Raw genomic sequence first — 22,780 nt, forward strand, 5'->3', positions numbered from 1 at the left:
CGCGCTCAAAGAAGCTGAGGCACGTCGGGGACTAGGTGATGTCAGACCCCTGCTGATAGGCTGAGGTCACTGCGCGAGCAGGGCATCGCTGCCGGCTCGCCTGCGTCGTTGAACGCTCCTCTCTCCGCCCGGTGCTCGGGCGTCGATGAACCTTCCACGGCGAACGATCGCGGCCACCGCCGCGCTCGCCGAACTGCGTCGACGCATCCACCCAAGAACCCGCCCGCACGAGTGTGCGGTCGGCCCGGATGCGCGCGCTCGCTCACAGAAAGAGCAACCGTTGACTGACACCATCACCCCCGAGGTCACCACGACCTTCGCCGAGCTCGGCGTGCCCGCCAAGCTCGTCACCGCCCTCAAGGCGATGGACCGGGAGCACCCGTTCCCGATCCAGGCCGACACCCTGCCCGACACGCTCGCCGGCCGCGACGTGCTCGGCCGCGGCAAGACCGGCTCGGGCAAGACGCTCGCGTTCTCCATCCCGCTCATCGCGCGCCTCTCGGGCGAGCTCGCGGGCGGCAACCGCCGCGCGGGCCTGCCGCTCGGGCTCGTGCTCGCCCCGACGCGCGAGCTCGCGACGCAGATCGCGACCGAGATGGCGCCGCTCGCGAAGGCCGCGGGCCTCACCGTCACCACGATCTTCGGCGGCGTCTCGCAGCGCCCGCAGGAGACCGCGCTGCGGAACGGCGTCGACATCGTCGTCGCGTGCCCCGGCCGCCTCGAGGACCTCATGAACCAGGGCATCGCCTCGCTCTCGGCGATCGAGATGACCGTCATCGACGAGGCCGACCACATGGCCGACCTCGGCTTCCTGCCGGTCGTGACGAAGATCCTCGACAAGACGCCCGGCTCGGGCCAGCGCCTGCTGTTCTCGGCGACCCTCGACAACGGGGTCGACAAGCTCGTCAAGCGCTTCCTCACGAACGAGGTCATGCACTCGGTCGACGAGGCGAACTCGCCCGTCGCGGCCATGACGCACCACCTCTTCGAGGTCTCGCCCGACGACAAGAACCTGCTCGTCCGCCGCCTCGCCTCGGGGCTCGGCCGGCGCATCCTCTTCACCCGCACGAAGCACCAGGCGAAGAAGCTCGCGAAGCACCTCACCGCCTCCGGCATCCCCGCCGTCGACCTGCACGGCAACCTGTCGCAGAACGCCCGCGACCGCAACCTCGCGGCCTTCAGCGACGGCTCGGTGCGCGTGCTCGTCGCGACGGATGTCGCCGCTCGCGGCGTACACGTCGACGGCGTCGAGCTCGTCGTGCACGTCGACCCGCCCATGGAGCACAAGGCCTACCTGCACCGCTCGGGCCGCACGGCTCGCGCCGGCACCGAGGGCGATGTCGTGACGGTCATGCTGCCCTCGCAGCGGGGCGACACGATGTCGCTGCTGCGCAAGGCCAAGATCGGCGTGCAGCCGCAGCAGGTGACGGCGTCGTCGGATGCGGTGGACGCGCTCGTCGGACCGTACGCGCCGCACGTGGCCCCGGTCCCCGGCGGCCCCGGCTCAGGCAACGAGATCCAGCAGCAGGGCAGCGGCGGCCGCTCGACCGGCGCGAACGCGCGCCGGAAGCGCGCGGCCCGCGAGGGCGTCGCCGGCTCGGGCGCGCACGGCGCCTCGACGGGCGCGGCGCGCTCGGAGCGGCCGCGCAAGGACCGCTCGGGTCGCCCCGAGGTCAAGCAGGGCGGCGCGGCCGGCGGCCGCGGCGGCCAGAGCGGAGCCCGCTCGGGCGGTCGCTCCGGTGCGCCCGCGCGCTCGGGCGGTCAGCGCGGCGGCCAGGGCGCCGCGCCGCGCGGCGGCTCGTCGGTCGCGTGGTCGTCGAGCGGCGGCGGCTCGCTGCAGTCGGGCGCGGCCTCGGCCCGCTCGGGCGGCCAGCAGCGCCGCGGCCCGCGCCGCGCGCAGGGCTGAGCCCAGCACCCGCCTCACGCACGAACGGCCCCCGGCTCACGCCGCGGGCCGTTCCGCGTCTCACCCCCGCGCGATGTGCACGCTCTTGCGGCTCGATCGCGCCGAGCGCGACACGAGCGTGCACATCGCTGCGAGCAGCGGGGCCGCGCCGCGGATCGGCGGCGCGGCGCGCAGCTCGAAGGTGGTACCGGATGGTCGCTCACCGCCGCTGCAGGCGACGAATCGGTACCACCCTCGGCGAAGGGTGGTACCGATCGGCCGCTTGACGCGCGCGCAAGCGACGATCCGGTACCACCGAGCGAAGGCGGTAGGCCGCGGCCGCTCAGCGCGCGGCGAGCACCGCCGCGCCGATCGCCGCCGCGTGGTCGCCGAGCCGCGCGAGCTCGAGCCGGCGCGGCTGCGGCACGCCCTGCAGCGGCGCGTGCGCCGCGAGCTCGCGCTCGATGACGGGCAGCAGCAGGTCGGCGGTCTGCAGCATCACGCGCCCGCCGAGCACGACGACCTCGGGGTCGAAGGCCGGCAGCAGCCGCCGCAGCCCCGCCGCGACCGCGCGGCCCGCGCCCTCGAGCACCTCGAGCGCCCGAGCGTCGCCCGCGCGCGCCGCGCGCTCGAGGTGCATCGCGCTCGGCCGCCCGCCGGGCGCGAGCGCGACCGCGGCGGGCACCGCGGCGGCGTCGCGCGCGAGCGCGTTGCCGCCCGCGAACGCCTCGACGCAGCCGCGCGCGGTGCACGAGCACACGGGCCCCGACTCGTCGACCGTCACGTGGCCGAGCTCGCCCGCGAGGCCGTGCGCACCGATGAGCGGCCGCCCGTCGGCGATGAACGCGCCGCCCACCCCGGTGCCGAGCGCGAGCAGGAGCGACGACGACGCATCCGCCGCCGCCCCCATGGCCGCCTCGCCCATCAGGTAGCCGTCGGCGTCGTTGTGGATCGTGACGGGCATGCCGAGCCGCTCGGCGAGCGCGGGCCGCAGCGCGAAGTCGCGCACGCCGAGGTGCGCGGCCCACGTGATCGACTCGCGGTCGCGCGGCATCCAGGCCGCGATCGCGAGCCCGACGGCCTCGATCGGCGCGTGCCCCGCCTCGGCGAGCTGCTCGTCGAGGTCGCGCACGGCCGCCTCGAGCGCGTCGAGCAGCGCCTCTGGCCCGTGGATGCGGTGGGGCCGGTGGCTGCGCGCGAGCACGTCGTCGACGCTCCAGCCAGGCACAGCGGCATCCCTCGGCGCGAGGGCGGCCCCCGCGATCTTCGTCCCGCCCACGTCGAGGCCTGCGATCGTCACGGCTCCATGATGCCGCCTGAGCCTGCCGCCGCGAGCGGCCACGACGGGCAGGATGGGCGCATGCGGCTCGCGACCTGGAACATCCTGCACGGGCGCACGCCCGCCGACGCCGCGGTCGACGGCGACCGGTTCGCGCGCGCGGTCGCGGCGCTCGGCGCCGACGTGCTCGCGCTGCAGGAGGTCGACCGCGGCCAGCCGCGCTCGGGCATGCTCGACCTCACCGCGATCGCGGCCGAGGCGATGGGCGGCGCCGCGTCGCGCTTCGTGCCCGCCCTCATCGGCGAGCCGGCGCGGCAGTGGCGCCCCGCGGGCGACGGCGACCTCGACGCGACCGCCGACGGATACGGCTGCGCGCTGCTCAGCCGCCACCCGGTGCTGCGCTGGCACGTGCTGCGGCTCGAGCCCTCCGCGCGCTTCCGGGCGCCGCTGCGCGAGCCCGGCGCGCAGGAGGTCACCTGGATCCGCGACGAGCCCCGCGTCGCGATCGCCGCGACCGTGCGCACGCCGACGGGCGACCGCACGATCGCCGCGACGCACCTCTCGTTCGTGCTGGGCGTCAACGTGCGCCAGCTGAAGCGCACGCTCCGCTGGCTCGAGGCCCTCCCCGGCCCGCGCGTGCTGATGGGAGACCTCAACCTGCCGGGCGCGGTCGTGCGGCGCGTCGGCGGCTGGCACTCGCTCGCGCGGCAGCGCACGTTCCCGGCCGATCGCCCGATGGTGCAGCTCGACCACGTGCTGAGCGACGAGCGGCTCCCCGCGCGGCGCATCCGCGTGCCGCGCCCGCCGCTCTCCGACCACCTGCCGCTCGTCGTCGAGGTCTAGCCGCGGCACACTGGGTGGCATGCGCATCCTGGTGACGGCCTTCGAGCCCTTCGGCGGCGACCCCGAGAACGCGAGCCTCGAGGCGGTGCGGCGCCTCGAGCAGGCATGGCGCGACGACCCGCAGCCAGGCATCGAGCTCGTGACGGGCACCCTCCCGGTCGCGTTCGCCGCCGCGGGACCCGCGCTCGCGGCGCTCGTCGAGCGGCACGCCCCGGATGCGGTGCTCGCGGTCGGCGAGGCGGGCGGGCGCTCCGCGATCACCCCGGAGCGCTGGGCGGTCAACGAGGACGACGCGCGCATCCCCGACAACGCCGGCGACCAGCCGCGCGGCACCGCGATCGACCCGTCCGGCCCGGAGCGGCGCTCGTCGGGCCTCGACACCGATGCGCTCGTGAGCGCGATCCTCGCCGTCGGGCTGCCCGCGCACGCGAGCGACGACGCCGGCCGCTTCCTCTGCAACCACGTCGCCTACCTCGTCGCAGGGCTGCCGGTCGCGGGCGGCTTCGTCCATGTCCCGGCGGTGCGCTCGAGCGGCACGGCGAGCGTCGGCGACGAGACCGACCCCGGGTCGTCGGCCGACGCATCCGTCATCACCCACCAGGGTCGCGCGCTCACCTTCGACGACCTCGCGCTCGCCCTCGCCGCGGCCGTGCGCGCGATCGCCCGCGGCGACCGCGAGCCGCACGACGCCGACCGGGCGGAGGCCGCCGCGCGCGTCGACCGCGCGGGCACGGTCGTGGCCGCACCGCCCGAGCGCGTGTACGACGCGCTGCTCGACGCGGACGCGCTGCGGCAGTGGCTCGCGCCCGATGGTGCGACGGCCACGATCGAGGAGCTCGACGCGCGCGAGGGCGGCGGGTTCCGCGCGACGCTGCGCTTCGACGCGCCCGTCGACGCGAAGTCGGGCGACGACGTCGACGTCTCGCGCGTCACGTTCGTCGAGCTCGTGCCCGGCGAGCTCGTCGTGCAGCGCGTCGCGTTCGAGAGCGCCGAGGAGCGGTTCGGCGGCGAGATGCTCATGACGTGGCGGATGCAGCCGGTCGCGGCGGGCACGCGGGTCACGGTCGCGGCGTCCGACGTGCCGCCCGGCATCTCGCCGGCCGACCACGAGCTCGGGCTCGGCCAGTCGCTCGCGAAGCTCGCCGCCTACCTCGAGGGCTGAGTCAGGCCTGGCGAACACGGGTCTGGTCGGCACGCCCGCGGCGGAGTAGCGTGCGTAGCGCGCCGGACAGATCCACCGCCGGCACCTACGAGGAGGCAGGCAGGCCTCCTGCCGCAGACCGCGAGCTGCCGCCCTGAAGCGAACGGGATTCGCGCATTGCCCAGGGAAGAGTTCAGGGTCGATGAGGCCCTTGTTGACGAATCGGTGCGGGGAAGCGCACGAGCGCCCGGCGTGGCTGCAGCAGGCAGGGCGGCCGTGAAGGTCGGGCGAGTGCAAGCCCAGGGGCACGTCGATCTCGAGCGAGGCGAGGCCGCGGCTTCTGCCTCCGCGACCACCGTCGAGGTGAACGCCTCGGGAAGCATCGATACACCTGTCGTGGACGGGCAGGGTAGTGCGACCGCGCGTGGACCGAGCGCTCATGGGAGCGCTTCCGCGAGCCGGGACGGGATCGAAGCCGGAGCTGGTGTGTCTGCCGGCGAGGTCGGCGTCGATGCGGGGGTCGAGATCCTCGGCGACGAGTACCGATACGGCGTGAAGTTCGGCCTCAAGGCGGAAGTGGGGGTGAAGTGGGGCCCTACGAGCCGGATCAAGCTCCCGCTCGTGACGCTTGAAGGGCCGAATCCAGCAGCGGCCCTCACGCAGTTCGGAGTCGAGGCGCTGAAGAACCTCGTGACCGACCCGATCGGCACCGTCGAGGACACCGCTGAGGACGTCGCTGACGCCGCCGTCGACGCAGCTGAGACTGCGGTCGATGTCGTGCTGGTGCCGGTGAAGCTGATGGAGGACCTGTTCGACACGGATGATGACGGGCCCCCGGTCGCCACCCACGACGGTCAGTACGAGCACAAGGAGCGAGCGCCGAAGGGCACCGTCTACTTCGACTGACGTCCATCGGATGCAGGACGCCCTTGAGGGAGGAAACGTCATGGCCCTGCAATCGCCGCGCTTCGCCGGCGACCCCGTGCTGGAGTCGTGCTTCGCCGGCACGCATCGAATGCACACTCCGGAACAAGGGGACGCTGTGCGGAAGGTGCAGCAGGCACTCATCGATCTCGGCTATCCGATCCCGTCAGGCGCGACCGGCGGATTCTTCGCGGAGACGTCGGCGGCCGTCGTGCTCTTCAAACAACGGCACGGGCTGCAGCCCTCCGATCCGGTGGTGGGACCGGGCACCATCCGCGCTCTGGACGAGGACATCAGTCGACTCGACGGCGGAACACCACCGCCTGCGCCGGTAGCAACTCGTATGGAGGGCAAGTTCATGTTCGGAGGCGAGGGGGCCACGATCCCAAGCACCGGATTCGGACTCTCCTACGCCCTCTTCAAGGTGTGGTTGCGAAGCGAAGGGGGTGCGTGGCGCGGTTACACGACCGCCTCCAACGAGGGTCTGCTCGGTGCGGCGATCATCGAAAGTCCAGTGACAGGATTCCTAGCCGACAATGCCGCGATGCTCGCGGAACTCCACGGGGCGGACGTGAAAGTCACTATCCGTTCGTCGACCTTCGTGCTCACGGGCGGCGCCGCGGATTTCGAGATGACCGTCAAGAACAACTACGGCGACCCCACGGTCGTGCGCTTCTCGACCGGGGAGGCGAAGGGGTTCTCGACCGTCGTCGGAGCGATCGAGTTCCATGCGACGTTGCTCGTGCTGCCTCCTGAGGAGCTCGACCCGACGCGCAACACCTACCTTCCCTGGTAGCGGGTCAGTCGCGCGCATCCGAGGTGTCGACGGCAAGCCCCGCGCGGGTCGCCGCTGCGGCGGCCGCGGCGGCGCGCTCGACCCACTTCGGCGTCTCGCCGTAGCGCTGCGGCGGGATGAGGCGGCCGGCCGCGGAGTCGTCGGCGAGCTGCCTCGCCCGCTGCTCGCGCGTCGCCTCGCGCTTCGCGCCGAGCACCCACGCGATCGCCGCGCGGCGGTAGGTCGCGGTCGCCTCGGCGAGGAACGCGAGCGCCGCGGGGCGCTCGTCGAGGTGGCGCTGCAGCTCGGGCGGGAGCGCGCTCTCGGCGTTCTCGTAGGCGTAGACCGCCGTGCGCTCGGGCTGGCGCGCCTCGAACGCGGCGATGCCCGCCGGGCGCATGCGCCCCTCAGCAGTGAGCCGCTCGACGTGCGCGACGTTGACGGCCGACCAGTTCGAGCCGCGCTTCCTCGGCGTCCAGCGCTGGCGGCGCGCGTCGTCGTCGATGCGCTGCGAGAGCGAGTCGATCCAGCCGAAGCACAGGGCCTCCGGCACCGCCTCCGCCCACGTGAGGCCCCGCGGCGAGACGTGCTTCGCGTTGAGCCCCATCCACAGCTCCGTCGCGGTCTCGTGGTTGGCCTCGAGCCAGGCGCGGAACTCGGCGGCGTCGCGGAAGAAGGTGGCGGGGCGCTCCGCCGTGCCGCCGGGCGTGCCCAGCCGATCGTCGTCCATGCGAACAGCGTGACAGCACCGACCCACATAGCACGCGACGTTCAGGTGACCCTTGAGGCGCATCCGGCCCATTCGCCGCCTGCTCCCAGGTTCGGGGTACATCGTCGGGGCACGGCAACACACCGCAGCGGAGGTACGCCTCCGCCCGAATCAGGATGGACGGACGATGACGAACGTGCAGCAGCCCGGCGGCCCCACGGAGGACCGGACGACGGTCGGCGGAGCAGCGTCGGGAACCGGCATGCCCGGCCAGACGACCGCCGGCGGAACCACCAGCGCGACCACCGGCACCACGAGCGGGGCCCACGCGGCAGGCAGCGGCAGCAGCGGCTCCGGCAGCAGCAGCTCGAGCGGCGGCGGCAAGGCCGACGCGGCGAAGGAGGAGGCCTCGAAGCTCGGCGGCTCCGCGAAGGACGCCGGTCGGCGCGTCGCGGGCACCGCGAAGGAGGAGGCCCACAACGTCGCCTCGGAGGCCAAGACGCAGGGCAAGCGGCTGCTCGACCAGGCGATGCACGAGGCGTCGTCGCAGACGAAGGCGCAGCAGCAGCGCGCGGCCGAGGGCATCAGCACCTTCGCCGGCGACCTGCGCGGGATGGTCGACGGGTCGGGCGGCGGCGACGGCTTCGCCGCGCAGCTCGTGACCGAGATCGGCGACCGCGTCGAGGCGGCCGGCCGCTGGCTCGAGGACCGCGAGCCGAGCGACCTGCTCGACGAGGTGAAGTCGTTCGCGCGTCGTCGCCCCGGCACCTTCATCGCGATCGCCGGCGTCGCCGGCCTCGTGGTGGGCCGCCTCACGGCGGGCATGATCAGCCAGGCGAAGGCCGAGCACGAGCGCGAGCGCGGCTCGGCGGGCTCCTACGGCAGCACGCCCTCGGGCGCCTACGGCGCGACCGGCACGAGCGGCTACGGCTACGGCACGAGCGGCTACGACGACGGTGCGGCCGGGACGACGGCGTACGGCACCGGCGCCGGCACGGGCACCGCGGGCTACGGCACGACGGGCACCGGCTCCTCGGGCTACAGCACCGCGGGCTACACGAGCGGCACGGCGGGCTCCGGCGTGCACGGCTCGGCCGCAACCGGCGGCTACGGCACCAACCCCTCGCCCGAGAGCACGTACGGGGTGGGCCAGGGCGCGACCGACGCGCAGACGAGCGGCACCGACCCGGCCATCGGCGGCTACGACGCCGAGACGGCCTACCCGGGCAGCGACGAGTCCGGCAGCCCCGCCGACCGCCAGCCCGGCACGCGGGGGGAGAGCGGGCTGTGAGCTCCGAGTTCAACGCCACCGGGCGCCACTCGCCGGAGGACCCCGCAGTGATCGCGGCGGACACCCCCGCCGAGACGCGCGCGGCGAGCCAGTCGGTCGGCGACATCGTCGGCGACCTCATGCGCGACATGTCGCAGCTCATGCGCGACGAGATCGCGCTCGCGAAGGCGGAGGGCACGCAGCAGGCGAAGCGCTTCGGCAAGGGTGCGGGCATGCTCGGCGGCGCCGGGTACGCAGGGCACCTGCTGGTGCTGTTCCTGTCCCTCGCGCTCATGTTCGTGCTCGGTGACCTCCTCGACCACCTCGGCTGGGGAGCCCTCATCGTCGGCGTCCTGTGGGCGATCGTCGCGGCGATCCTCTACTCGATGGGCCGCAAGGCCCTCAAGGAGGTCGAGCCCATGCCCGAGACGGTCGACTCCGTCAAGCACATCCCAGACGCACTGCACACCAAGGAGGAGAACCGATGACCGAGACACCCGAGGAGATCCGCGCGCGGATCGATCGCACGCGCGAGAGCGTGAGCGGGGACGTCGACGCGCTGGCCGAGAAGGTGTCGCCGAGCGGCATCGTCGGCCGGGAGACCGAGCGAGTGAAGGGCAAGGTGAACGCGGTGAAGGAGCGACTGTTCGGCTCTGACGACAGCGACGACCACGGCGTCGTGGGCCAGGCCGGCCACGACGTCCGCGGTGCCGTCGGCCACATGGGCGACAGCGTGCGCGGCACGGTCTCGCACGCGGGCGACAGCGTGCGCGGCACGGTCTCGCACGCGAGCGACAGCGTCCGCCACGGTGCCGACATGGCCGTGCGGAAGGCCAAGGGCAACCCGCTCGCCGTCGGCCTCATCGCCTTCGGCGTCGGTGCGCTCATCGCCTCCCTCATCCCTGCGAGCGAGCCCGAGAAGCAGGCCGCCCAGAAGGTGAAGGAGGGCGCCGAGCCGCTCGTGGAGGGCGCGAAGGACGTCGCCAAGGAGGCTGCCGAGAACCTCAAGGAGCCCGCCCAGGAGGCGGCGCAGAACCTCAAGGAGACCGCGCAGAGCGCCGGCGAGCACGTCAAGGGCGAGGCGCAGGGCGCCGCCGACGACGTGAAGTCCGACGCGGAGCAGGCGCGCGACCGCGTGCAGGGGCAGTCCGGCTCCTGACCCGCGCTGCACGACCCGAGGCCCCGGCGGAGCACCGCCGGGGCCTCGTCGTGCGCCCTACGCGCCCGCGGCCTCCCGCACGGCGCGCGCGAGCGCATCCACGTCGTCCTCGGTCGTGTCCCACGTGCACATCCAGCGCACCTCGAGGGCGGATGCGTCCCAGTCGTAGAAGAAGAAGCTCTCGCGCACGCGGTCGGCGACCCCCGCGGGCAGTCGCGCGAACACGCCGTTCGACTGGGTCGGGTAGGCGAAGGAGACGCCCGGCACGTCCTCGACCGCGGCGCGGAGCCTCGCCGCCATCGCGTTCGCGTGCTCGGCGTTCCGCCGCCACAGGTCGCCGTCGTAGAGGGCGACGAGCTGCGCCGAGATGAAGCGCATCTTCGAGGCGAGCTGCATGTTGAGCTTGCGGAGGTAGACGAGCGCCTCGCCCACGCGCTGCTCGCTCGCGCGGCTCGAGAGCACGACGACCGCCTCGGCGCCCATCGCGCCGTTCTTCGTGCCGCCGAGCGAGAGGATGTCGACGCCCGCGTCGGTCGTGAAGGCGCGCAGCGGCGCGTCGAGCGCGACGGCCGCGTTCGCGAGCCGCGCGCCGTCCATGTGCAGGAGCATGCCGCGCTCGTGCACGTGGTCGGCGATCGCGCGGATCTCCTCGGCGGTGTAGAGCGTGCCGAGCTCGGTCGACTGCGTGATCGAGACCGCGAGCGGCTGCGCGCGGTGCTCGTCGCCCCAGCCCCACGCCTCGAGGTCGATGAGCTCGGGGGTGAGCTTGCCGTCGGGCGTCGGCACCGTGAGGAGCTTGATGCCGCCGACCCGCTCGGGCGCGCCGCCCTCGTCGACGTTGATGTGGGCGGTCTTCGCCGAGACGACCGCACCCCAGCGCGGTAGGAGCGCCTGGAGCGCGAGCACGTTCGCGCCCGTGCCGTTGAAGACGGGGAACGCCTCGGCGGCCTCGCCGAAGTGCTCGCGCACGACCTCCTGCAGGCGCGCGGTGAACGCGTCGGCGCCGTAGGCGGACTGGTGGCCGCCGTTCGCGGCCGCGATCGCGTCGAGCACCTCGGGGTGCACGCCGGAGTAGTTGTCGGAGGCGAAGCCGCGGAGGTCAGCGTCGTGGAGCATCTGCACGGATCCATCCTCGCAGGGCGCGCGAGCGCATCCGCGTCGATGCTCAGTGCGGTTCCAGGTCGCGCGGCGAGACTGGCGGCCGGATGCGCGGCGCCACCACGCCGCCCGACGAGCGGAGGAGCCCATGGCCGACGAGCAGGAGCGCAGCGCCCAGGATGGCGTCGACCCGGCGGCGAGCGACGCGAGCCTCGGTGCCGCGGAGTGGCCGGCCGGCGAGGCCGACGAGCCGCACGGGCGCGCGGAGGTCGAGGGCTCGATGCAGGGCACCGCGGCGGAGGAGGCTGCCGAGGAGCAGCGGGCCGAGCGCGCGTCGACGGGCATGGCGCGCGAGAGCGATGACGGCGAGCTGACGCCGAGCGACTCGTAGCGGCCGCGGCATGCCAGCCCAGCTCGTCTGGTTCCGCCGCGACCTGCGGGTGCGCGACCACCCGGCGCTCGCCGCGGCGGCCGCCGCCGGCGAGGTGCTGCCGGTGTTCGTCGCCGACCCGGCCTTCGCGGGGGCGGGCGCTCCGCGGACCGCGGCCCTCCGCACGGCGCTGCGCGCGCTGCACGAGTCGACCGACGGTGCGCTCGTGGTGCGATCCGGGCGGCCCGAGGAGGTCATCCCCGCGCTCGTGCGCGAGGCGGGGGCGGATGCGGTGCACGTGTCGGGCGAGTCGACCCCGTTCGGGCGGCGGCGCGACGCGCGCGTCGAGGCGGCGCTCGACGTGCCGCTCGTCGCGACGGGATCGCCCTACGCCGTGACGCCCGGCCGGGTGCGGAAGGGCGACGGCGCGCCGTTCCGCGTCTTCACGCCCTTCTCGAGGGCGTGGCTCGAGCACGGCTGGCGCGCGCCCGCCGAGCGGCCGAGCGCGCGCTGGGTGCGGCGCGTCGTGGGGGAGCCGCTGCCCGAGCCGCCCGCGACGAGCGCCGAGCTCTCGTGGGCGAGCGAGGAGGGCGCGCTCGAGCGCTGGCGCGCGTTCCTCGACGGGCCGATCGACGACTACGACGCCGCGCGCGACCGGCCCGACCTCGACGGCACCTCGCGGCTCTCGATCGCGCTCAAGCTCGGCACCGTGCACCCGCGCACGCTGCTCGCCGACCTCGACGCGGTCGCGCCGCGCCGCAGCAGGGCGGCGCAGCGCTCCCTGAAGCGCTTCCAGGCCGAGCTCGCCTGGCGCGAGTTCTACGCCGACGTGCTGCTGCACCACCCCTCCTCCGCGTGGCGCGACCTCGGCGCGCAGCTGCGCGGCATCGCCTACGACGAGCCCGGGCCGCTCTTCGAGGCGTGGTGCGCCGGCCGCACGGGCTTCCCGCTCGTCGACGCCGGCATGCGGCAGCTGCTCGCCGAGGGCTGGATGCACAACCGGGTGCGGATGGTGACCGCGAGCTTCCTGACGAAGGACCTGCACGTGTGGTGGCCCTACGGCGCCCGCTTCTTCCTCGAGCACCTCGCCGACGGCGACCTCGCCTCCAACAGCCACGGGTGGCAGTGGGTCGCGGGCACCGGCACGGATGCGGCGCCCTACTTCCGGGTCTTCAACCCGGTGCTGCAGGGCCAGCGGTACGACCCCGACGGCGACTACGTGCGCCGCTGGGTGCCCGAGCTCCGGCACGTCGCCGGTGCCGCGGTGCACGAGCCGTGGAAGGTGCCCGACGGCCTCGCGCACGGCTACCCGCAGCGCATCCTCGACCACGCCGTCGAGCGGCGCGAGGCGCTCGACCGACTCGCGGCCGTCTCGGCGTGACGGGCCAGCGGCCGCTCAGTCGCGATCCAGGTGCGCGGGCGAGGATCGCGGGAGCGGAGTCAGCGGTGCCGCCCGGCGTCGCCCGCTCGGAGCGAGGGAGATCCCGATGACGGATGCAACGGACGACGGCCTGCAGCCCGGCGGCACGACCGGCGCCGAGCACGACGGCGGCGAGCAGCAGGTCGCGGCTGAGTCGCAGGACGCGCTCGACGAGGCGCTCGACGGGAGCTCGCCCACCGGCGCGGATCGCCCGGTGAGCGGCGGGAACGCCGACCCGCTCGCCGGCTCGGGTGCGCCCGCCGAGGGCGCGACGGGACCGGAGCTCGGCGGCGCCGGCCAGGTCATGCAGGACGGGGCGAGCGACGACGGCGCGGACGCGCAGCCCTGACGGACGGAGCCGGCGGAACCTCTGGAGCGCTGCACAGTCGCCCACCAGGTTGGGGGACGAGACTGAACGCTGCGGAACCAGCGGCGCCAGCCGGTGCCGCCCGCGCAGCTGGAAGGAGTTCCAGATGACGGACGCGCCCCAGACGGGCTCGATGACCGCGATCCCGGAGGAGGCCCACGCCATCCCTCCGGTGGGCGAGGGGATCGAGCCGAAGGGCGACGCCGATGTGCCCGGCACGACGCGGCACCTCGATGCCGGCGAGCAGCCGCCCGGCGGCCTCCCGCAGCAGGCGGACCCGCTCGGCTGAAGTCGCGAAGAGGGCCCGCCCACGAGTCGGAGTCGACTCGCGGGCGGGCCCTCTCGCTGCGCCCCGAGGCTGCTGCTACCGAGCCTGCGCCCGTCGCACGAGCGCGAGCCAGATCGCGCCGCCGATGGCACCGATGCCGGCGGCCACGACCATCCATGGCACCCAGCCCATCGCGGCGACGTCGACGACGAGGCCGCGGAAGCCCTCCGAGAGCAGCGCACCGGCGAGGATCCCGACGACGACGACGGCGAGCGCGATCCAGAAGACCCAGAGGAACGGCTGGCCCCAGCGGTGGAAGGCGGTGGTGATCGCCGCACCGACGAGCGCGACGCCCAGGATGAGGATGAAGGTCTGGATGAGTGTCTGCCACCACTCGCCGACGCCGGTGTAGACGACGTCGAAGAAGCGCACGCCGAGCCCGTAGCCGCCGGTCGCGACCTCGATGACCTTGCCGACTGTGACGATGACGGCGTAGAAGGCGGCGTTGAAGACGAACACGAGCACGGTGCCGGTGGCGAACTCGCGCCGCGTGAGGCCCAGGCCGAGCGCGAGCGGGAAGTACTGCCCCATCGCGGTGAAGCCGAAGCCGATGAGCGGGCCGAGCAGCGCGAAGATCGCGCCGTTGAACATCATGCCGGTGTTCATGCCCTGCCGGGCTTCGGTGAGCGACTCCGCCCCCTGGGAGGTCGCGACGTTGATCACGAGTCCGCCGATCACGAGCACGATCGCGAGCGACACGAGCATGATCAGCAGCGGCCAGCCGAAGGCCTGCATGCGGTTGACGGTGTGGAGCTGGATGACGTTGCGGATGCGCACGGTCACTCCTCTCAAGCAGTCGCGACCGGGGTCGCGGGGTCGGTGGCGGATGCGTTGGCGGTCGTGAGGTGCACGAACAGCGCCTGGAGGGAGACGGGCGAGATGTCGAGACCCGCCTCGCGCGCGGCGCGCTCGTCGCCGTCGCGCGCGGCGAGCGTCGCGGTCGCGAGGGAGCCGAGCCGGGTGTGCTCGAGCGGCTCGCGGCCGGCGAGGAACGCATCCACGTCGTCCGCTCGGCCCGAGACGGTGAGCGCCGCGTCGTGCAGCTCGTCGGTGTCGGCGTCGAGGAGCACCTTGCCCTGGTCGAGGATCACGACGTGCTCGAGCAGGTTCGCGACCTCGTCGATGTGGTGCGTCGAGAGCACGACCGTGCGCGGGTGCTCGGCGAAGTCGTGCAGCAGCTCGTCGTAGAACATGCGGCGCGCGACGGCGTCGAGGCCGAGGTAGGGCTCGTCGAAGAACGTCAGCGGCGCTCGCGACGCGAGCCCGACGACGATGCCGATGCCCGAGAGCTGGCCGCGCGAGAGCTTCTTGATGAGGCGCTTCGTCGGCAGCTGGAACCGCTCGACGAGCCGGTCGGCGTAGGCCTGGTCCCACTTGGGGTAGGCGCCCGCCGCGATGCGGAGCACGTCGATCGGCCGGAAGGTGTCGGGGTACTTCTGGCTCTCCTGGATGAACGCCGTCTGCGAGAGCACGTCGACGTTCTCGACCGGGTCGCCGCCGAGCACCTCCATCGAGCCGCTCGAGGCGAACACCTGGCCGGTGAGCAGCTTCATGAGGGTGGTCTTGCCGGCGCCGTTGCGGCCGAGCAGCCCGTGGATGCGGTGCTCCTCGAGCGCGAGGGTCACGCCGTCGAGGGCGTTGACCTCGGCGTAGCGCTTGGCGAGGTCGGTGGTGACGATGGCGGTCATCGTGCGACTTCCTTCGTGATCATGTTCGCGAGCTCCGCAGGGCTGATGCCCAGGGCTGCTGCCTCGCGAAGCAGGGGTGCGATGAACTGGTCTTCGAACGCGAGCTTGCGGCGCTCGCGGAGCGCCGCTCGGGCGCCGGGGGCGACGAACATGCCGATCCCTCTCCTCTTGATGAGCACGCCCGCGTCGACGAGGAGCCCGAGGCCCTTGCCGGCGGTCGCAGGGTTGATGCGGAGGAACGCGGCGAGCTCGTTGGTCGAGGGCACCGCCGCGTCCTCCGGGTAGCTGCCGTCGAGGATCCCGTCCTCGATCTGCTCGGCTACCGCGACGAAGAGCGGCTTGCTGTCGTCGAGCATGCCTGCCTCCTAGTGGTCGGGAGAGCGCTGCGCATCGCACTCCGTTGGTTCATTACTCGACTAATGAACCACCGAACCGCCACCGTGTCAACCTCGACTGAGGAACGCATCCGCCGGGCACGACGCAAGCCCGCCACGCACGGCGTGCGGGCCCTGCGCTCGAGACGAGCGGATGGGCCGCGAGACCGCGCGGACGGGCTTGCGTCGTGCTGGAGTGCGGAGCTACCGCTTCAGGGCATCCCGCCACTTCACCATCGAGCCGGTCTTGAGCAGCGAGCGCTCGTAGATCCGCGACGCGATCGCGATGGCGAGCACCGTCGAGAGCGCGAGCACGCCGAGCGAGAGGTAGGGCTCCCACCACTCGGTCGTCTGCAGGTAGACGCGCATCGGCACGGCCACCGGCGCCGAGAACGGCACGTACGACATGATCTGCAGCGCGAGCGGGTTGTTGTTGAAGACGATCACGAGGAAGTACGGGATCATCACGAGGAAGATGAGCGGGCTCGTGGCCGAGCCGAGGTCCTCGGCGCGCGAGACGAGCGCCGCCGCCGCCGCGTAGAGCGCCGCGAGCATGATGAAGCCGACGGTGAAGAGCACGACGAACCAGACGATCGGCATGCCGAGGCCGTCGAGCAGCAGCTGCGAGCCGGTGAGCGCGCCGCCGATGAGCGTGACGGCCGCGATGAGCGCGATCTGCCCGAACGCGAGCACCGAGTTGCCGATCACCTTGCCGGCGAGGATCGCGCGGGCCGGCACCGTCGCGAGCATGATCTCGACGATGCGCGACTGCTTCTCCTCGACGACCGACTGCGCGATCGTCTGGCCGAACGTCATCGCCGACATGAAGAACACGAGGCCGAACGCGAGGCCGATGAAGTAGGTGAGCATCGGGTCGGGCGCGTTCGGGTCGAGCAGCTCGACCTCCGGCGTGACGCTCAGCAGCTGGATGAGGCCGCCGTCGGCCTCGCGGTCGCCGACGACGACGAGGCCCGAGGGGCCGTCACCCGCGATGACGCCCGCGTCGGCCGAGCCGTCGCGCACGGCCTCGCGCACCGCATCCGCGTCGTCCGCCGGCACGACGGCGAGGCCGTCGAGCGCCTCGAGGGTCGGCGCGATCTCGGCGGTCGTGGCGACCTCGGTGTCCTCGTCGAACAGCTCGGGGCCGATCGACGAGAGCAGCACCGCGCCGAAGACGAGCGCGAGCGTGATGAGCGTCGAGATGATGAAGGCCTTCGAGCGCAGCTGCACCATGATCTCGCGCTGCGCGACGATGCCGGCCGCTTGCGCGAAGCGCGTGCGCCCGCGGTCGTTGGCGACGGAAGCGTCGGCGCGGCCCGGTGCGCTCGGGCGGGGAGCGGTGGTGGTCATCGGACGACCTCCTGGAAGATCTCGGTCAGCGGGCGGATGGAGGGGGCGAAGCTGCGGACGGTGCCGCGCTCGAGCGCCTCGCGGAGCACGCGGTCGGCGTGCGCGTCGGAGTCGGCGGCGAAGCGCACGTGGCCGCCGTCGAAGTCGATGACCTCGATGCCGGGGATGCCGCGCACGAAGCCGGCGTCGTCGGTCTCGAGCAGCCACTCGGGGCGCGTGTGCGCGGCGCGGATCTGCTCGCGGGTGCCGGCGGCGCGCACCTGGCCGTGCGCGAGGATGACGAGCGAGTCGCACAGGCGCTCGACGAGGTCGAGCTGGTGGCTCGAGAAGAGCACGGGAGCGCCGGTGCGCGCGACGTCGCGCAGCACGCCGAGCGTCGTCTCGACGGCCATCGGGTCGAGGCCGGAGAAGGGCTCGTCGAGCACGAGCGCGGTCGGCTCGTGCACGAGCGCGGCGGCGATCTGCGCGCGCTGCTGGTTGCCGAGGCTGAGCGACTCGAGCTTGTCGTCGCGGCGCTCGGTGAGGCCGAGCTGCTCGAGCAGCTCGTCGGCGCGAGCGGCGGCGCGCGCCGAGGAGACCCCGTGGAGGCGGCCGAGGTAGACGAGCTGCTCGTGCACCTTCATCTTGGGGTAGAGGCCCCGCTCCTCGGGCATGTAGCCGAACTGGGCGCGGTCGTCGGCGGTCACGGGGCGGCCGTCGACGAGCACCTCGCCCGAGTCGGGCGAGAGCACGCCGAGGATGATGCGCATGGCGGTGGTCTTGCCGGCGCCGTTGGCGCCCACGAAGCCGGTCATCAGGCCGTCGCGCACGTCGAAGGAGACGTCCTCGAGCGCCTGGTGCCCCTTGAACGAGCGGGAGATGGAGCGGATGGAGAGCATGCTTCGAATCTACGAATCCGCCGGGCGCTGCACCTCCCCCCGATGGCTGGACTTCGCGCTCCGCCGAGCGGGGGAGCGGTGTCCCCCGCCCCTCCACCGCTGGTCGAGTAGCGCATCCCGCCGCTGGCCGAGCAGCCGCCGAAGGCGGCGCATCGAGACCGATCCGCTCCGTCTCGATGCGCGCGCTCCGCGCGCTACTCGACGAACGGGTGGGCGCGCGCTACTCCACGAGCGATCGACCCGCGAGGGCGTCTGCCTGCGCGCGGTGCACGTCGACCATCCAGTCGAGTGGCGCCGACGAGCCGATGCGCGGGTCGGCGGGCTCTTCGCCGTCGCGCAGCGCCGACACGTAGGCGCGATCGAGCGCGATCCGCGCGCGCAGCTCGGCGCCGTCGCCGACCGAGCCGTGGCCCGGCACGAAGGCGTTCACCGCCGCGGCGACGCCTTCGAGCACGTCGAGGCCGGCGAGGTAGTCGCCGATCGGATCCGACGCGCCCAGGTCGAGGAAGGGCACGAGGATGTCCGAGACCATGTCGCCCGCGACGAGCACGCCGCGCTCCTCGACGAGCAGCGCCGCGTGGCCCGCGGCGTGCCCGCGGTGCTCGAGGATCCGCACGGCCGGCCCGCGCCACGGGACGTGCGTCGACGCATCCGGCACCGCGGTGATGAGGCCGAGCAGCTCCATCGGGATGTCGTCGATGAACTCCGGCGGCAGCCACGGCGCGAGCTCCTCCTGCCAGCCGGGTCGCGCGAGCAGCTCGGTCGTCGCCGCCGCGCACGCCGCCGTGCCGTAGCGCGGCGCATTGCCGAGCTCGGCGTGCCACAGCACGTGGTCCCAATCGGGATGGGTCGCGAAGGCGGCGACGACCGGCTGCTCGAGCTCGCGCAGCGCGGCCGCGATCCCGGCGAGCTCGGTGCGCGTGATGCCCGGGTCGACGACGAGCGCGCCCGAAGGCCCGAGCACGACGGTCGCGCGGCTCTGGATGCATTCGCTCTCGTGCACGAGCACGCCCTCGGCGATCGGCTCGAGCGTCATCGCGCGACCGCCTCTCCCGCGGCGCTCGCGAGCGCGTCGTCGAGCTCCTCGAAGGCCTCGGCCCAGCCCTGCGAGACGCTCGTCGCGCTCACGCGGTCCTCGTCGACGCCCTGCAGGTGGAAGGTCATCGCGCACCGCCCGCCGTCGAGCTCGGCGAGGTCGATCGTGATGAGCATCGCCTCCTCGACCGTGTCGCCGGGGTCGGCCCACGAGAACCGCAGCCGCGAGGGCTCGTCGACCTCCAGGTACTGCCCGCCGGTCGGGTACTCGCTCCCGTCCGGCGCGATCATGAGGTACTCGTACGTGCCGCCGACCCGCAGGTCGATCCGCACCGACGCCGGCGGCGTGACGACCTCGTGCGGGTGCCACCACTGCGCCGCGATCGCGGGGTCGGTCCACGCGCGCCACACGGCCTCGCGCGGCGCCGCGAACTCGCGGGTGATCGTGAACTGCTTCCTCGTGTCCATCACTGCTCCCTTGCGGTGTGGGTGCGGACGGGGCGTCCGCGTCAGGCTTCGGATGCGTCGTGACCGCGGGTGAGGTCGGCGAGCGCCTCGTCGAGGCGGTCGAACCGCGACTGCCACGCGGCGCGGTGCTCGGCGACCCACGCCTCGGCGTCGTCGAGCCCTTCAGGGCGCAGCGCGCACGAGCGCCACTGGCCCTGCCGGGTGCGCTCGATGAGCCCGGCGTCCTCGAGCACGCCGAGGTGCTGCGAGATCGCCGGCCGGCTGACGGCGAACGGCGCCGCGAGCTCACCGACGGTCTGCGGCCCGCCGGCGAGCCGCTCGAGCACCGCCCGCCGCGTCGGGTCCGCGAGCGCGAAGAAGATGCGGGAGAGCGGATCGGTCGCGATCGGCACCCGGCCACCTCCCCTGCGTAAGCAACTGCTTACATAGTGCGCCGACGCATCCGTCATGTCAAGGGGGAGCGCTCAGACCGCTCGGACGCGCGGGTGCGAGAGTGGCGGCATGACGCCGACCCGCCCGAGCGAGCCCGCCGCCGGTCGGGCGCGCGTCGGCATCTCGGGCTGGCGCTACGCGAGCTGGCGCGGCGACTTCTACCCGAAGGGCCTCGTGCAGCGGCGCGAGCTCGAGTACGTCGGCGAGCGCATGTCGAGCGTCGAGCTCAACGGCTCGTTCTACTCGCTGCAGCGGCCGGCGAGCTACGAGCGCTGGCGCGACGCGGTGCCCGAGGGCTTCGTCTTCGCCGTCAAGGGGCCGCGCTTCATCACGCACATGCTGCGGCTCCGGAACGTCGAGACGGCGATGGCCAACTTCTTCGCCTCCGGTGTGCTCGCGCTCGGCGCGAAGCTCGGGCCGATCCTGTGGCAGCTGCCCGAGCGGCAGGAGCTCGACGCCCCGCAGCTCGAGGCGTTCTTCGCCGGCCCGCCGCGCTCGACGGGCGATGCGCTCGCGCTCGCGCGGCGCCACGACGAGCGCATGGTCGGCCGCACGTGGCTCGAGGAGGTGACGGATGCGCCCCTCCGGCACGTGCTCGAGCCTCGCGCGCGCTCGTTCGAGACCCCGGAGGCGGCCGAGCTGCTGCGCACGCACGACGTGGCGCTCGCGGTCGCCGACACCGCGGGGCGCTGGCCCGCGTTCGGCGAGGTGACGAGCGACTTCGTCTACATCCGCCTGCACGGCTCGCGCGAGCTCTACGCGAGCGGCTACACGCCCAAGGAGCTCGACGACTGGGCGGAGCGCATCCGCGGCTGGACGAGCGGCGCGGCGACGCCCGACGGGCGCCCGCGCGACGTCTACGCCTACTTCGACAACGACATCCACGGCCACGCGCCGCACGACGCGGTCGCCCTCGGGGCGCGCGTCGAGCGCTGGCCAGCGTCAGGCTGAGGGCGCGAGCTCGGCGAGCAGCGCCTCGACGCGGCGCTTGATGTCGTCGCGGATCGGGCGCACGGCCTCGAGCGCTTGCCCGGCGGGGTCGTCGAGCTCCCAGTCCTCGTAGCGCTTGCCGGGGAAGATCGGGCACGCGTCGCCGCAGCCCATCGTGATGACGACGTCGGACTCGCGCACCGCATCCGTCGTGAGCACCTTCGGCCGGTTCGCGGCGATGTCGATGCCCTCCTCGCGCATCGCCTCGACGGCGACCGGGTTGATGGCGTCCTTCGGGGCCGAGCCCGCGGAGCGCACGTCGACGCGGTCGCCCGCGAGGTGCTGCAGGTAGCCGGCGGCCATCTGCGAGCGGCCGGCGTTGTGGACGCAGACGAACAGGACGGTGGGCTTCGGATCGGTCATGGGTTCCATTCTCGAGCAGGGGCCGCTCCTGGTGCACGCAGGAGCGGCCGGTCGGTCGGCTCAGCAGCAGTCCTGGGCGAGCTCGGGCGGGCAGCCCAGCTCGCCGCACAGCGTCTCGGAGTCCATCGCACACCTCCTTCCATCGATGATCGTCGATGCATTGTGGTCGCATCCATCGACGGATGTCAATGCATGTGCCACGATGGATGCGTGACGACCGTCCTCCCGATCACCGACCTGCAGGCGTGCTGCTCGCCCGTCACCCGCGAGGTGATGGACGCAGGCGCCGCCGCGACGCTCTCGCGCGCGCTCAAGGCGCTCGCCGACCCCGCGCGGCTGCGGCTGCTGTCGATGGTCTCGGCGCACGTCGACGGCGAGGCGTGCGTGTGCGACTTGACGGAGCCGCTCGGCCTCTCGCAGCCGACCGTGTCGCACCACCTCAAGGTGCTCGTCGACGCCGGCTTCCTGACGCGCTCGAAGCGCGGCACCTGGGCGTACTACCGGCTCGTGCCGGGCGCGCTCGACCAGGTCGCCGGCCTGCTCGCCAACCCCTGATCCGCGTCAGGCGCGGGGCTCGGCGTCGCGGTTCGCGAGCGCGACCGCCCGCAGCCCGAGGAAGAGCGGGAACGTGAACGCGATCGCCGTGACGGCGCTCAGCGCGACGAGCACCCAGGCCCGCTTCGCCCATCCGAGCCGCGTGCCCTCGACGACCATGAAGATCGCCGCCGCGACGGCGACGACGAGCAGATCGGTCGAGGCCGAGGCGGTCGCCGCGTTCGCGAACCACGCGCCGAAGTAGTCGGCGCCGCCCGACTCGAGCACGAACGCGACGTTGAACCACATCGTGCCGATGAGGCCGGCGGCCGCGAGCGCGAACCACAGCACCGCGACCGCGGGGATGCGGCGCCGGTGCTCGGCCCGGTCAGCCACGGGGCGCGATCACCCCGTGCTCGTACGCCCAGATGACGGCGTGGATGCGGTCGCGGATGCCGAGCTTCAGCAGCACGTTCGACACGTGGGTCTTCACGGTCGCCTCGCCGACGAAGAGCTCCTTCGCGATCTCGGCGTTCGACCTGCCGCGGGCGAGCAGCAGGAGCGTCTCGCGCTCGCGGTCGGTGAGCGGGGAGAGATCGGCGGATGTGTCGGGCGTCGTCGGGCGGGATCCGGCACCGGCGGGCGCGGTCTGCGCCGCGAACCGCTCGATCACGCGCCGCGTGACCTCGGGGGAGAGGAGCGCGTCGCCGCGGGCGAGCGCGTGCACGGCGTCGATGAGCTGCTCGGGCTCGGCGGTCTTGAGCAGGAAGCCCGAGGCGCCGGCCGAGAGCGCCTCGAAGAGGAAGTCCTCGCGGTCGAAGGTCGTGAGCATGAGCACCGCCGCGTGCGAGTCGCTCGCGCAGATCGCGCGCGTCGCCTCGAGCCCGTCCATGACTGGCATCTGCACGTCCATGCAGATCACGTCGGGCTGCAGCTCGGCGGCGAGCCGCACGCCCTCGGCGCCGTCCTTCGCCTGGCCGACGACCTCGAAGCCGGGCTCCGACGAGAGGATCGTCTCGAAGCCCGCGCGCACGAGCGCCTGATCGTCCACCAGCAGGATGCGCGTCACCCCTCAACGCTACTCGCGCGGTGCGCACCCG

28 protein-coding genes are annotated in these 22,780 nt (G+C 73.4%); 14 read left to right on the forward strand and 14 right to left on the reverse strand.

All coding sequences use genetic code 11. From position 1 onward, the window contains the following. Nucleotides 1-364 precede the first annotated feature (364 nt). Nucleotides 365-1,906, forward strand: a complete 1,542-nt coding sequence (locus tag L332_RS17985; protein WP_144060994.1) for a DEAD/DEAH box helicase — start codon at nucleotides 365-367, stop codon at nucleotides 1,904-1,906. Between the two features lie 322 nt (nucleotides 1,907-2,228). On the opposite strand, the gene L332_RS0114690 is transcribed toward L332_RS17985, so the two are convergent. After that, a complete protein-coding gene (locus tag L332_RS0114690) occupies nucleotides 2,229-3,185 on the reverse strand; it encodes an ROK family protein (RefSeq protein WP_021009632.1) in 957 nt (318 codons plus the stop codon). Nucleotides 3,186-3,245: 60 nt separating this feature from the next. Here L332_RS0114690 and L332_RS17990 point away from each other — a divergent pair, with 60 nt between their 5' ends. The 4 genes from L332_RS17990 to L332_RS18000 all read left to right on the forward strand — a co-directional run bounded on the left by L332_RS17990 (nucleotide 3,246) and on the right by L332_RS18000 (nucleotide 6,868). Beyond that, nucleotides 3,246-4,007 (forward strand): endonuclease/exonuclease/phosphatase family protein, encoded by a 762-nt coding sequence (locus tag L332_RS17990; RefSeq protein WP_021009633.1) that lies wholly within the window; start codon nucleotides 3,246-3,248, stop codon nucleotides 4,005-4,007. A 19-nt stretch (nucleotides 4,008-4,026) separates the two neighbouring features. After that, the gene (locus tag L332_RS30680; RefSeq protein WP_021064874.1) at nucleotides 4,027-5,169 is read left to right on the forward strand and encodes a pyroglutamyl-peptidase I family protein; all 1,143 of its coding nucleotides are present in this window, start codon (nucleotides 4,027-4,029) and stop codon (nucleotides 5,167-5,169) included. Between the two features lie 231 nt (nucleotides 5,170-5,400). Beyond that, on the forward strand, nucleotides 5,401-6,054 hold the full coding sequence (locus tag L332_RS30020) for a hypothetical protein (protein WP_144060991.1): 654 nt from the start codon (nucleotides 5,401-5,403) through the stop codon (nucleotides 6,052-6,054). 40 nt (nucleotides 6,055-6,094) lie between these two features. Further along, entirely contained in the window at nucleotides 6,095-6,868 is a 774-nt protein-coding gene (locus L332_RS18000; RefSeq protein ID WP_021009635.1) for a peptidoglycan-binding domain-containing protein, read from the forward strand. Between the two features lie 4 nt (nucleotides 6,869-6,872). Here L332_RS18000 and L332_RS18005 read toward each other — a convergent pair whose 3' ends face one another. Further along, nucleotides 6,873-7,577, reverse strand: coding sequence for a YdeI/OmpD-associated family protein (locus L332_RS18005; protein ID WP_021009636.1), 705 nt, complete (start codon nucleotides 7,575-7,577; stop codon nucleotides 6,873-6,875). 166 nt (nucleotides 7,578-7,743) lie between these two features. Between L332_RS18005 and L332_RS29235 the strand changes: the two genes are divergently transcribed. The 3 genes from L332_RS29235 to L332_RS18015 are packed head-to-tail and all read left to right on the forward strand — an operon-like array spanning nucleotide 7,744 to nucleotide 9,985. Beyond that, nucleotides 7,744-8,847: a hypothetical protein gene (locus tag L332_RS29235; RefSeq protein WP_021009637.1), complete on the forward strand. Its 1,104-nt coding sequence runs from the start codon at nucleotides 7,744-7,746 to the stop codon at nucleotides 8,845-8,847. Then, the gene (locus L332_RS18010) at nucleotides 8,844-9,314 is read left to right on the forward strand and encodes a phage holin family protein (protein WP_021009638.1); all 471 of its coding nucleotides are present in this window, start codon (nucleotides 8,844-8,846) and stop codon (nucleotides 9,312-9,314) included. The genes L332_RS29235 and L332_RS18010 overlap by 4 nt, the downstream gene beginning before the upstream one ends. Beyond that, nucleotides 9,311-9,985 (forward strand): DUF3618 domain-containing protein, encoded by a 675-nt coding sequence (locus L332_RS18015; RefSeq protein ID WP_021009639.1) that lies wholly within the window; start codon nucleotides 9,311-9,313, stop codon nucleotides 9,983-9,985. Before L332_RS18010 ends, L332_RS18015 begins: the two co-directional genes overlap by 4 nt. A gap of 57 nt (nucleotides 9,986-10,042) precedes the next feature. Here L332_RS18015 and L332_RS18020 read toward each other — a convergent pair whose 3' ends face one another. Continuing rightward, a complete protein-coding gene (locus L332_RS18020) occupies nucleotides 10,043-11,101 on the reverse strand; it encodes a threonine aldolase family protein (protein ID WP_031223259.1) in 1,059 nt (352 codons plus the stop codon). A gap of 130 nt (nucleotides 11,102-11,231) precedes the next feature. Between L332_RS18020 and L332_RS18025 the strand changes: the two genes are divergently transcribed. The 4 genes from L332_RS18025 (at nucleotide 11,232) to L332_RS18040 (ending at nucleotide 13,529) form a co-directional block, all read left to right on the forward strand. After that, nucleotides 11,232-11,474 carry a hypothetical protein gene (locus L332_RS18025; RefSeq protein WP_021009641.1) on the forward strand — a complete coding sequence of 81 codons (243 nt, stop codon included), beginning with the start codon at nucleotides 11,232-11,234 and terminating at the stop codon, nucleotides 11,472-11,474. Nucleotides 11,475-11,484: 10 nt separating this feature from the next. After that, the gene (locus L332_RS18030; protein WP_021009642.1) at nucleotides 11,485-12,834 is read left to right on the forward strand and encodes a cryptochrome/photolyase family protein; all 1,350 of its coding nucleotides are present in this window, start codon (nucleotides 11,485-11,487) and stop codon (nucleotides 12,832-12,834) included. 106 nt (nucleotides 12,835-12,940) lie between these two features. Further along, on the forward strand, nucleotides 12,941-13,222 hold the full coding sequence (locus L332_RS18035) for a hypothetical protein (RefSeq protein WP_021009643.1): 282 nt from the start codon (nucleotides 12,941-12,943) through the stop codon (nucleotides 13,220-13,222). 124 nt (nucleotides 13,223-13,346) lie between these two features. Continuing rightward, nucleotides 13,347-13,529 (forward strand): hypothetical protein, encoded by a 183-nt coding sequence (locus tag L332_RS18040; protein ID WP_021009644.1) that lies wholly within the window; start codon nucleotides 13,347-13,349, stop codon nucleotides 13,527-13,529. A gap of 75 nt (nucleotides 13,530-13,604) precedes the next feature. Here L332_RS18040 and L332_RS18045 read toward each other — a convergent pair whose 3' ends face one another. The 8 genes from L332_RS18045 to L332_RS18080 form a co-directional block, all read right to left on the reverse strand. Then, nucleotides 13,605-14,345 carry a hypothetical protein gene (locus L332_RS18045; RefSeq protein WP_021009645.1) on the reverse strand — a complete coding sequence of 247 codons (741 nt, stop codon included), beginning with the start codon at nucleotides 14,343-14,345 and terminating at the stop codon, nucleotides 13,605-13,607. A gap of 11 nt (nucleotides 14,346-14,356) precedes the next feature. Beyond that, complete coding sequence (locus L332_RS18050) at nucleotides 14,357-15,256, reverse strand: ABC transporter ATP-binding protein (RefSeq protein ID WP_021009646.1); 900 nt, start codon at nucleotides 15,254-15,256, stop codon at nucleotides 14,357-14,359. Further along, on the reverse strand, nucleotides 15,253-15,612 hold the full coding sequence (locus L332_RS18055; protein WP_021009647.1) for a GntR family transcriptional regulator: 360 nt from the start codon (nucleotides 15,610-15,612) through the stop codon (nucleotides 15,253-15,255). Before L332_RS18055 ends, L332_RS18050 begins: the two co-directional genes overlap by 4 nt. 222 nt (nucleotides 15,613-15,834) lie before the next feature. Then, the gene (locus tag L332_RS18060) at nucleotides 15,835-16,980 is read right to left on the reverse strand and encodes an ABC transporter permease (protein ID WP_021009648.1); all 1,146 of its coding nucleotides are present in this window, start codon (nucleotides 16,978-16,980) and stop codon (nucleotides 15,835-15,837) included. Continuing rightward, on the reverse strand, nucleotides 16,977-17,858 hold the full coding sequence (locus L332_RS18065) for an ABC transporter ATP-binding protein (RefSeq protein ID WP_021009649.1): 882 nt from the start codon (nucleotides 17,856-17,858) through the stop codon (nucleotides 16,977-16,979). The genes L332_RS18060 and L332_RS18065 overlap by 4 nt, the downstream gene beginning before the upstream one ends. 220 nt (nucleotides 17,859-18,078) lie before the next feature. Next, nucleotides 18,079-18,894, reverse strand: a complete 816-nt coding sequence (locus L332_RS18070; protein ID WP_021009650.1) for an MBL fold metallo-hydrolase — start codon at nucleotides 18,892-18,894, stop codon at nucleotides 18,079-18,081. Continuing rightward, nucleotides 18,891-19,361 carry an SRPBCC family protein gene (locus tag L332_RS18075; RefSeq protein WP_021009651.1) on the reverse strand — a complete coding sequence of 157 codons (471 nt, stop codon included), beginning with the start codon at nucleotides 19,359-19,361 and terminating at the stop codon, nucleotides 18,891-18,893. The genes L332_RS18070 and L332_RS18075 overlap by 4 nt, the downstream gene beginning before the upstream one ends. A 41-nt stretch (nucleotides 19,362-19,402) precedes the next feature. Further along, nucleotides 19,403-19,753 (reverse strand): ArsR/SmtB family transcription factor, encoded by a 351-nt coding sequence (locus L332_RS18080; protein ID WP_021009652.1) that lies wholly within the window; start codon nucleotides 19,751-19,753, stop codon nucleotides 19,403-19,405. A 109-nt stretch (nucleotides 19,754-19,862) separates the two neighbouring features. Here L332_RS18080 and L332_RS18085 point away from each other — a divergent pair, with 109 nt between their 5' ends. Continuing rightward, a complete protein-coding gene (locus L332_RS18085) occupies nucleotides 19,863-20,744 on the forward strand; it encodes a DUF72 domain-containing protein (protein ID WP_021009653.1) in 882 nt (293 codons plus the stop codon). On the opposite strand, the gene L332_RS18090 is transcribed toward L332_RS18085, so the two are convergent. Continuing rightward, nucleotides 20,736-21,146 carry an arsenate reductase ArsC gene (locus tag L332_RS18090; protein ID WP_021009654.1) on the reverse strand — a complete coding sequence of 137 codons (411 nt, stop codon included), beginning with the start codon at nucleotides 21,144-21,146 and terminating at the stop codon, nucleotides 20,736-20,738. The genes L332_RS18085 and L332_RS18090 overlap by 9 nt on opposite strands. A gap of 192 nt (nucleotides 21,147-21,338) precedes the next feature. On the opposite strand from L332_RS18090, the gene L332_RS18095 reads away from it, so the two are divergent. Further along, nucleotides 21,339-21,701 carry an ArsR/SmtB family transcription factor gene (locus L332_RS18095; RefSeq protein ID WP_031223261.1) on the forward strand — a complete coding sequence of 121 codons (363 nt, stop codon included), beginning with the start codon at nucleotides 21,339-21,341 and terminating at the stop codon, nucleotides 21,699-21,701. 6 nt (nucleotides 21,702-21,707) lie between these two features. Here the strand turns inward: L332_RS18095 and L332_RS18100 are convergent, their stop codons facing one another. Then, on the reverse strand, nucleotides 21,708-22,076 hold the full coding sequence (locus tag L332_RS18100) for a DUF2834 domain-containing protein (protein ID WP_021009656.1): 369 nt from the start codon (nucleotides 22,074-22,076) through the stop codon (nucleotides 21,708-21,710). Continuing rightward, on the reverse strand, nucleotides 22,069-22,749 hold the full coding sequence (locus L332_RS18105; RefSeq protein ID WP_021009657.1) for a response regulator: 681 nt from the start codon (nucleotides 22,747-22,749) through the stop codon (nucleotides 22,069-22,071). The genes L332_RS18100 and L332_RS18105 overlap by 8 nt, the downstream gene beginning before the upstream one ends. Between the last annotated feature and the right edge of the window lie 31 nt (nucleotides 22,750-22,780).

Source organism: Agrococcus pavilionensis RW1 (genome assembly GCF_000400485.1).
In the GTDB taxonomy this organism is placed as follows: domain Bacteria; phylum Actinomycetota; class Actinomycetes; order Actinomycetales; family Microbacteriaceae; genus Agrococcus; species Agrococcus pavilionensis.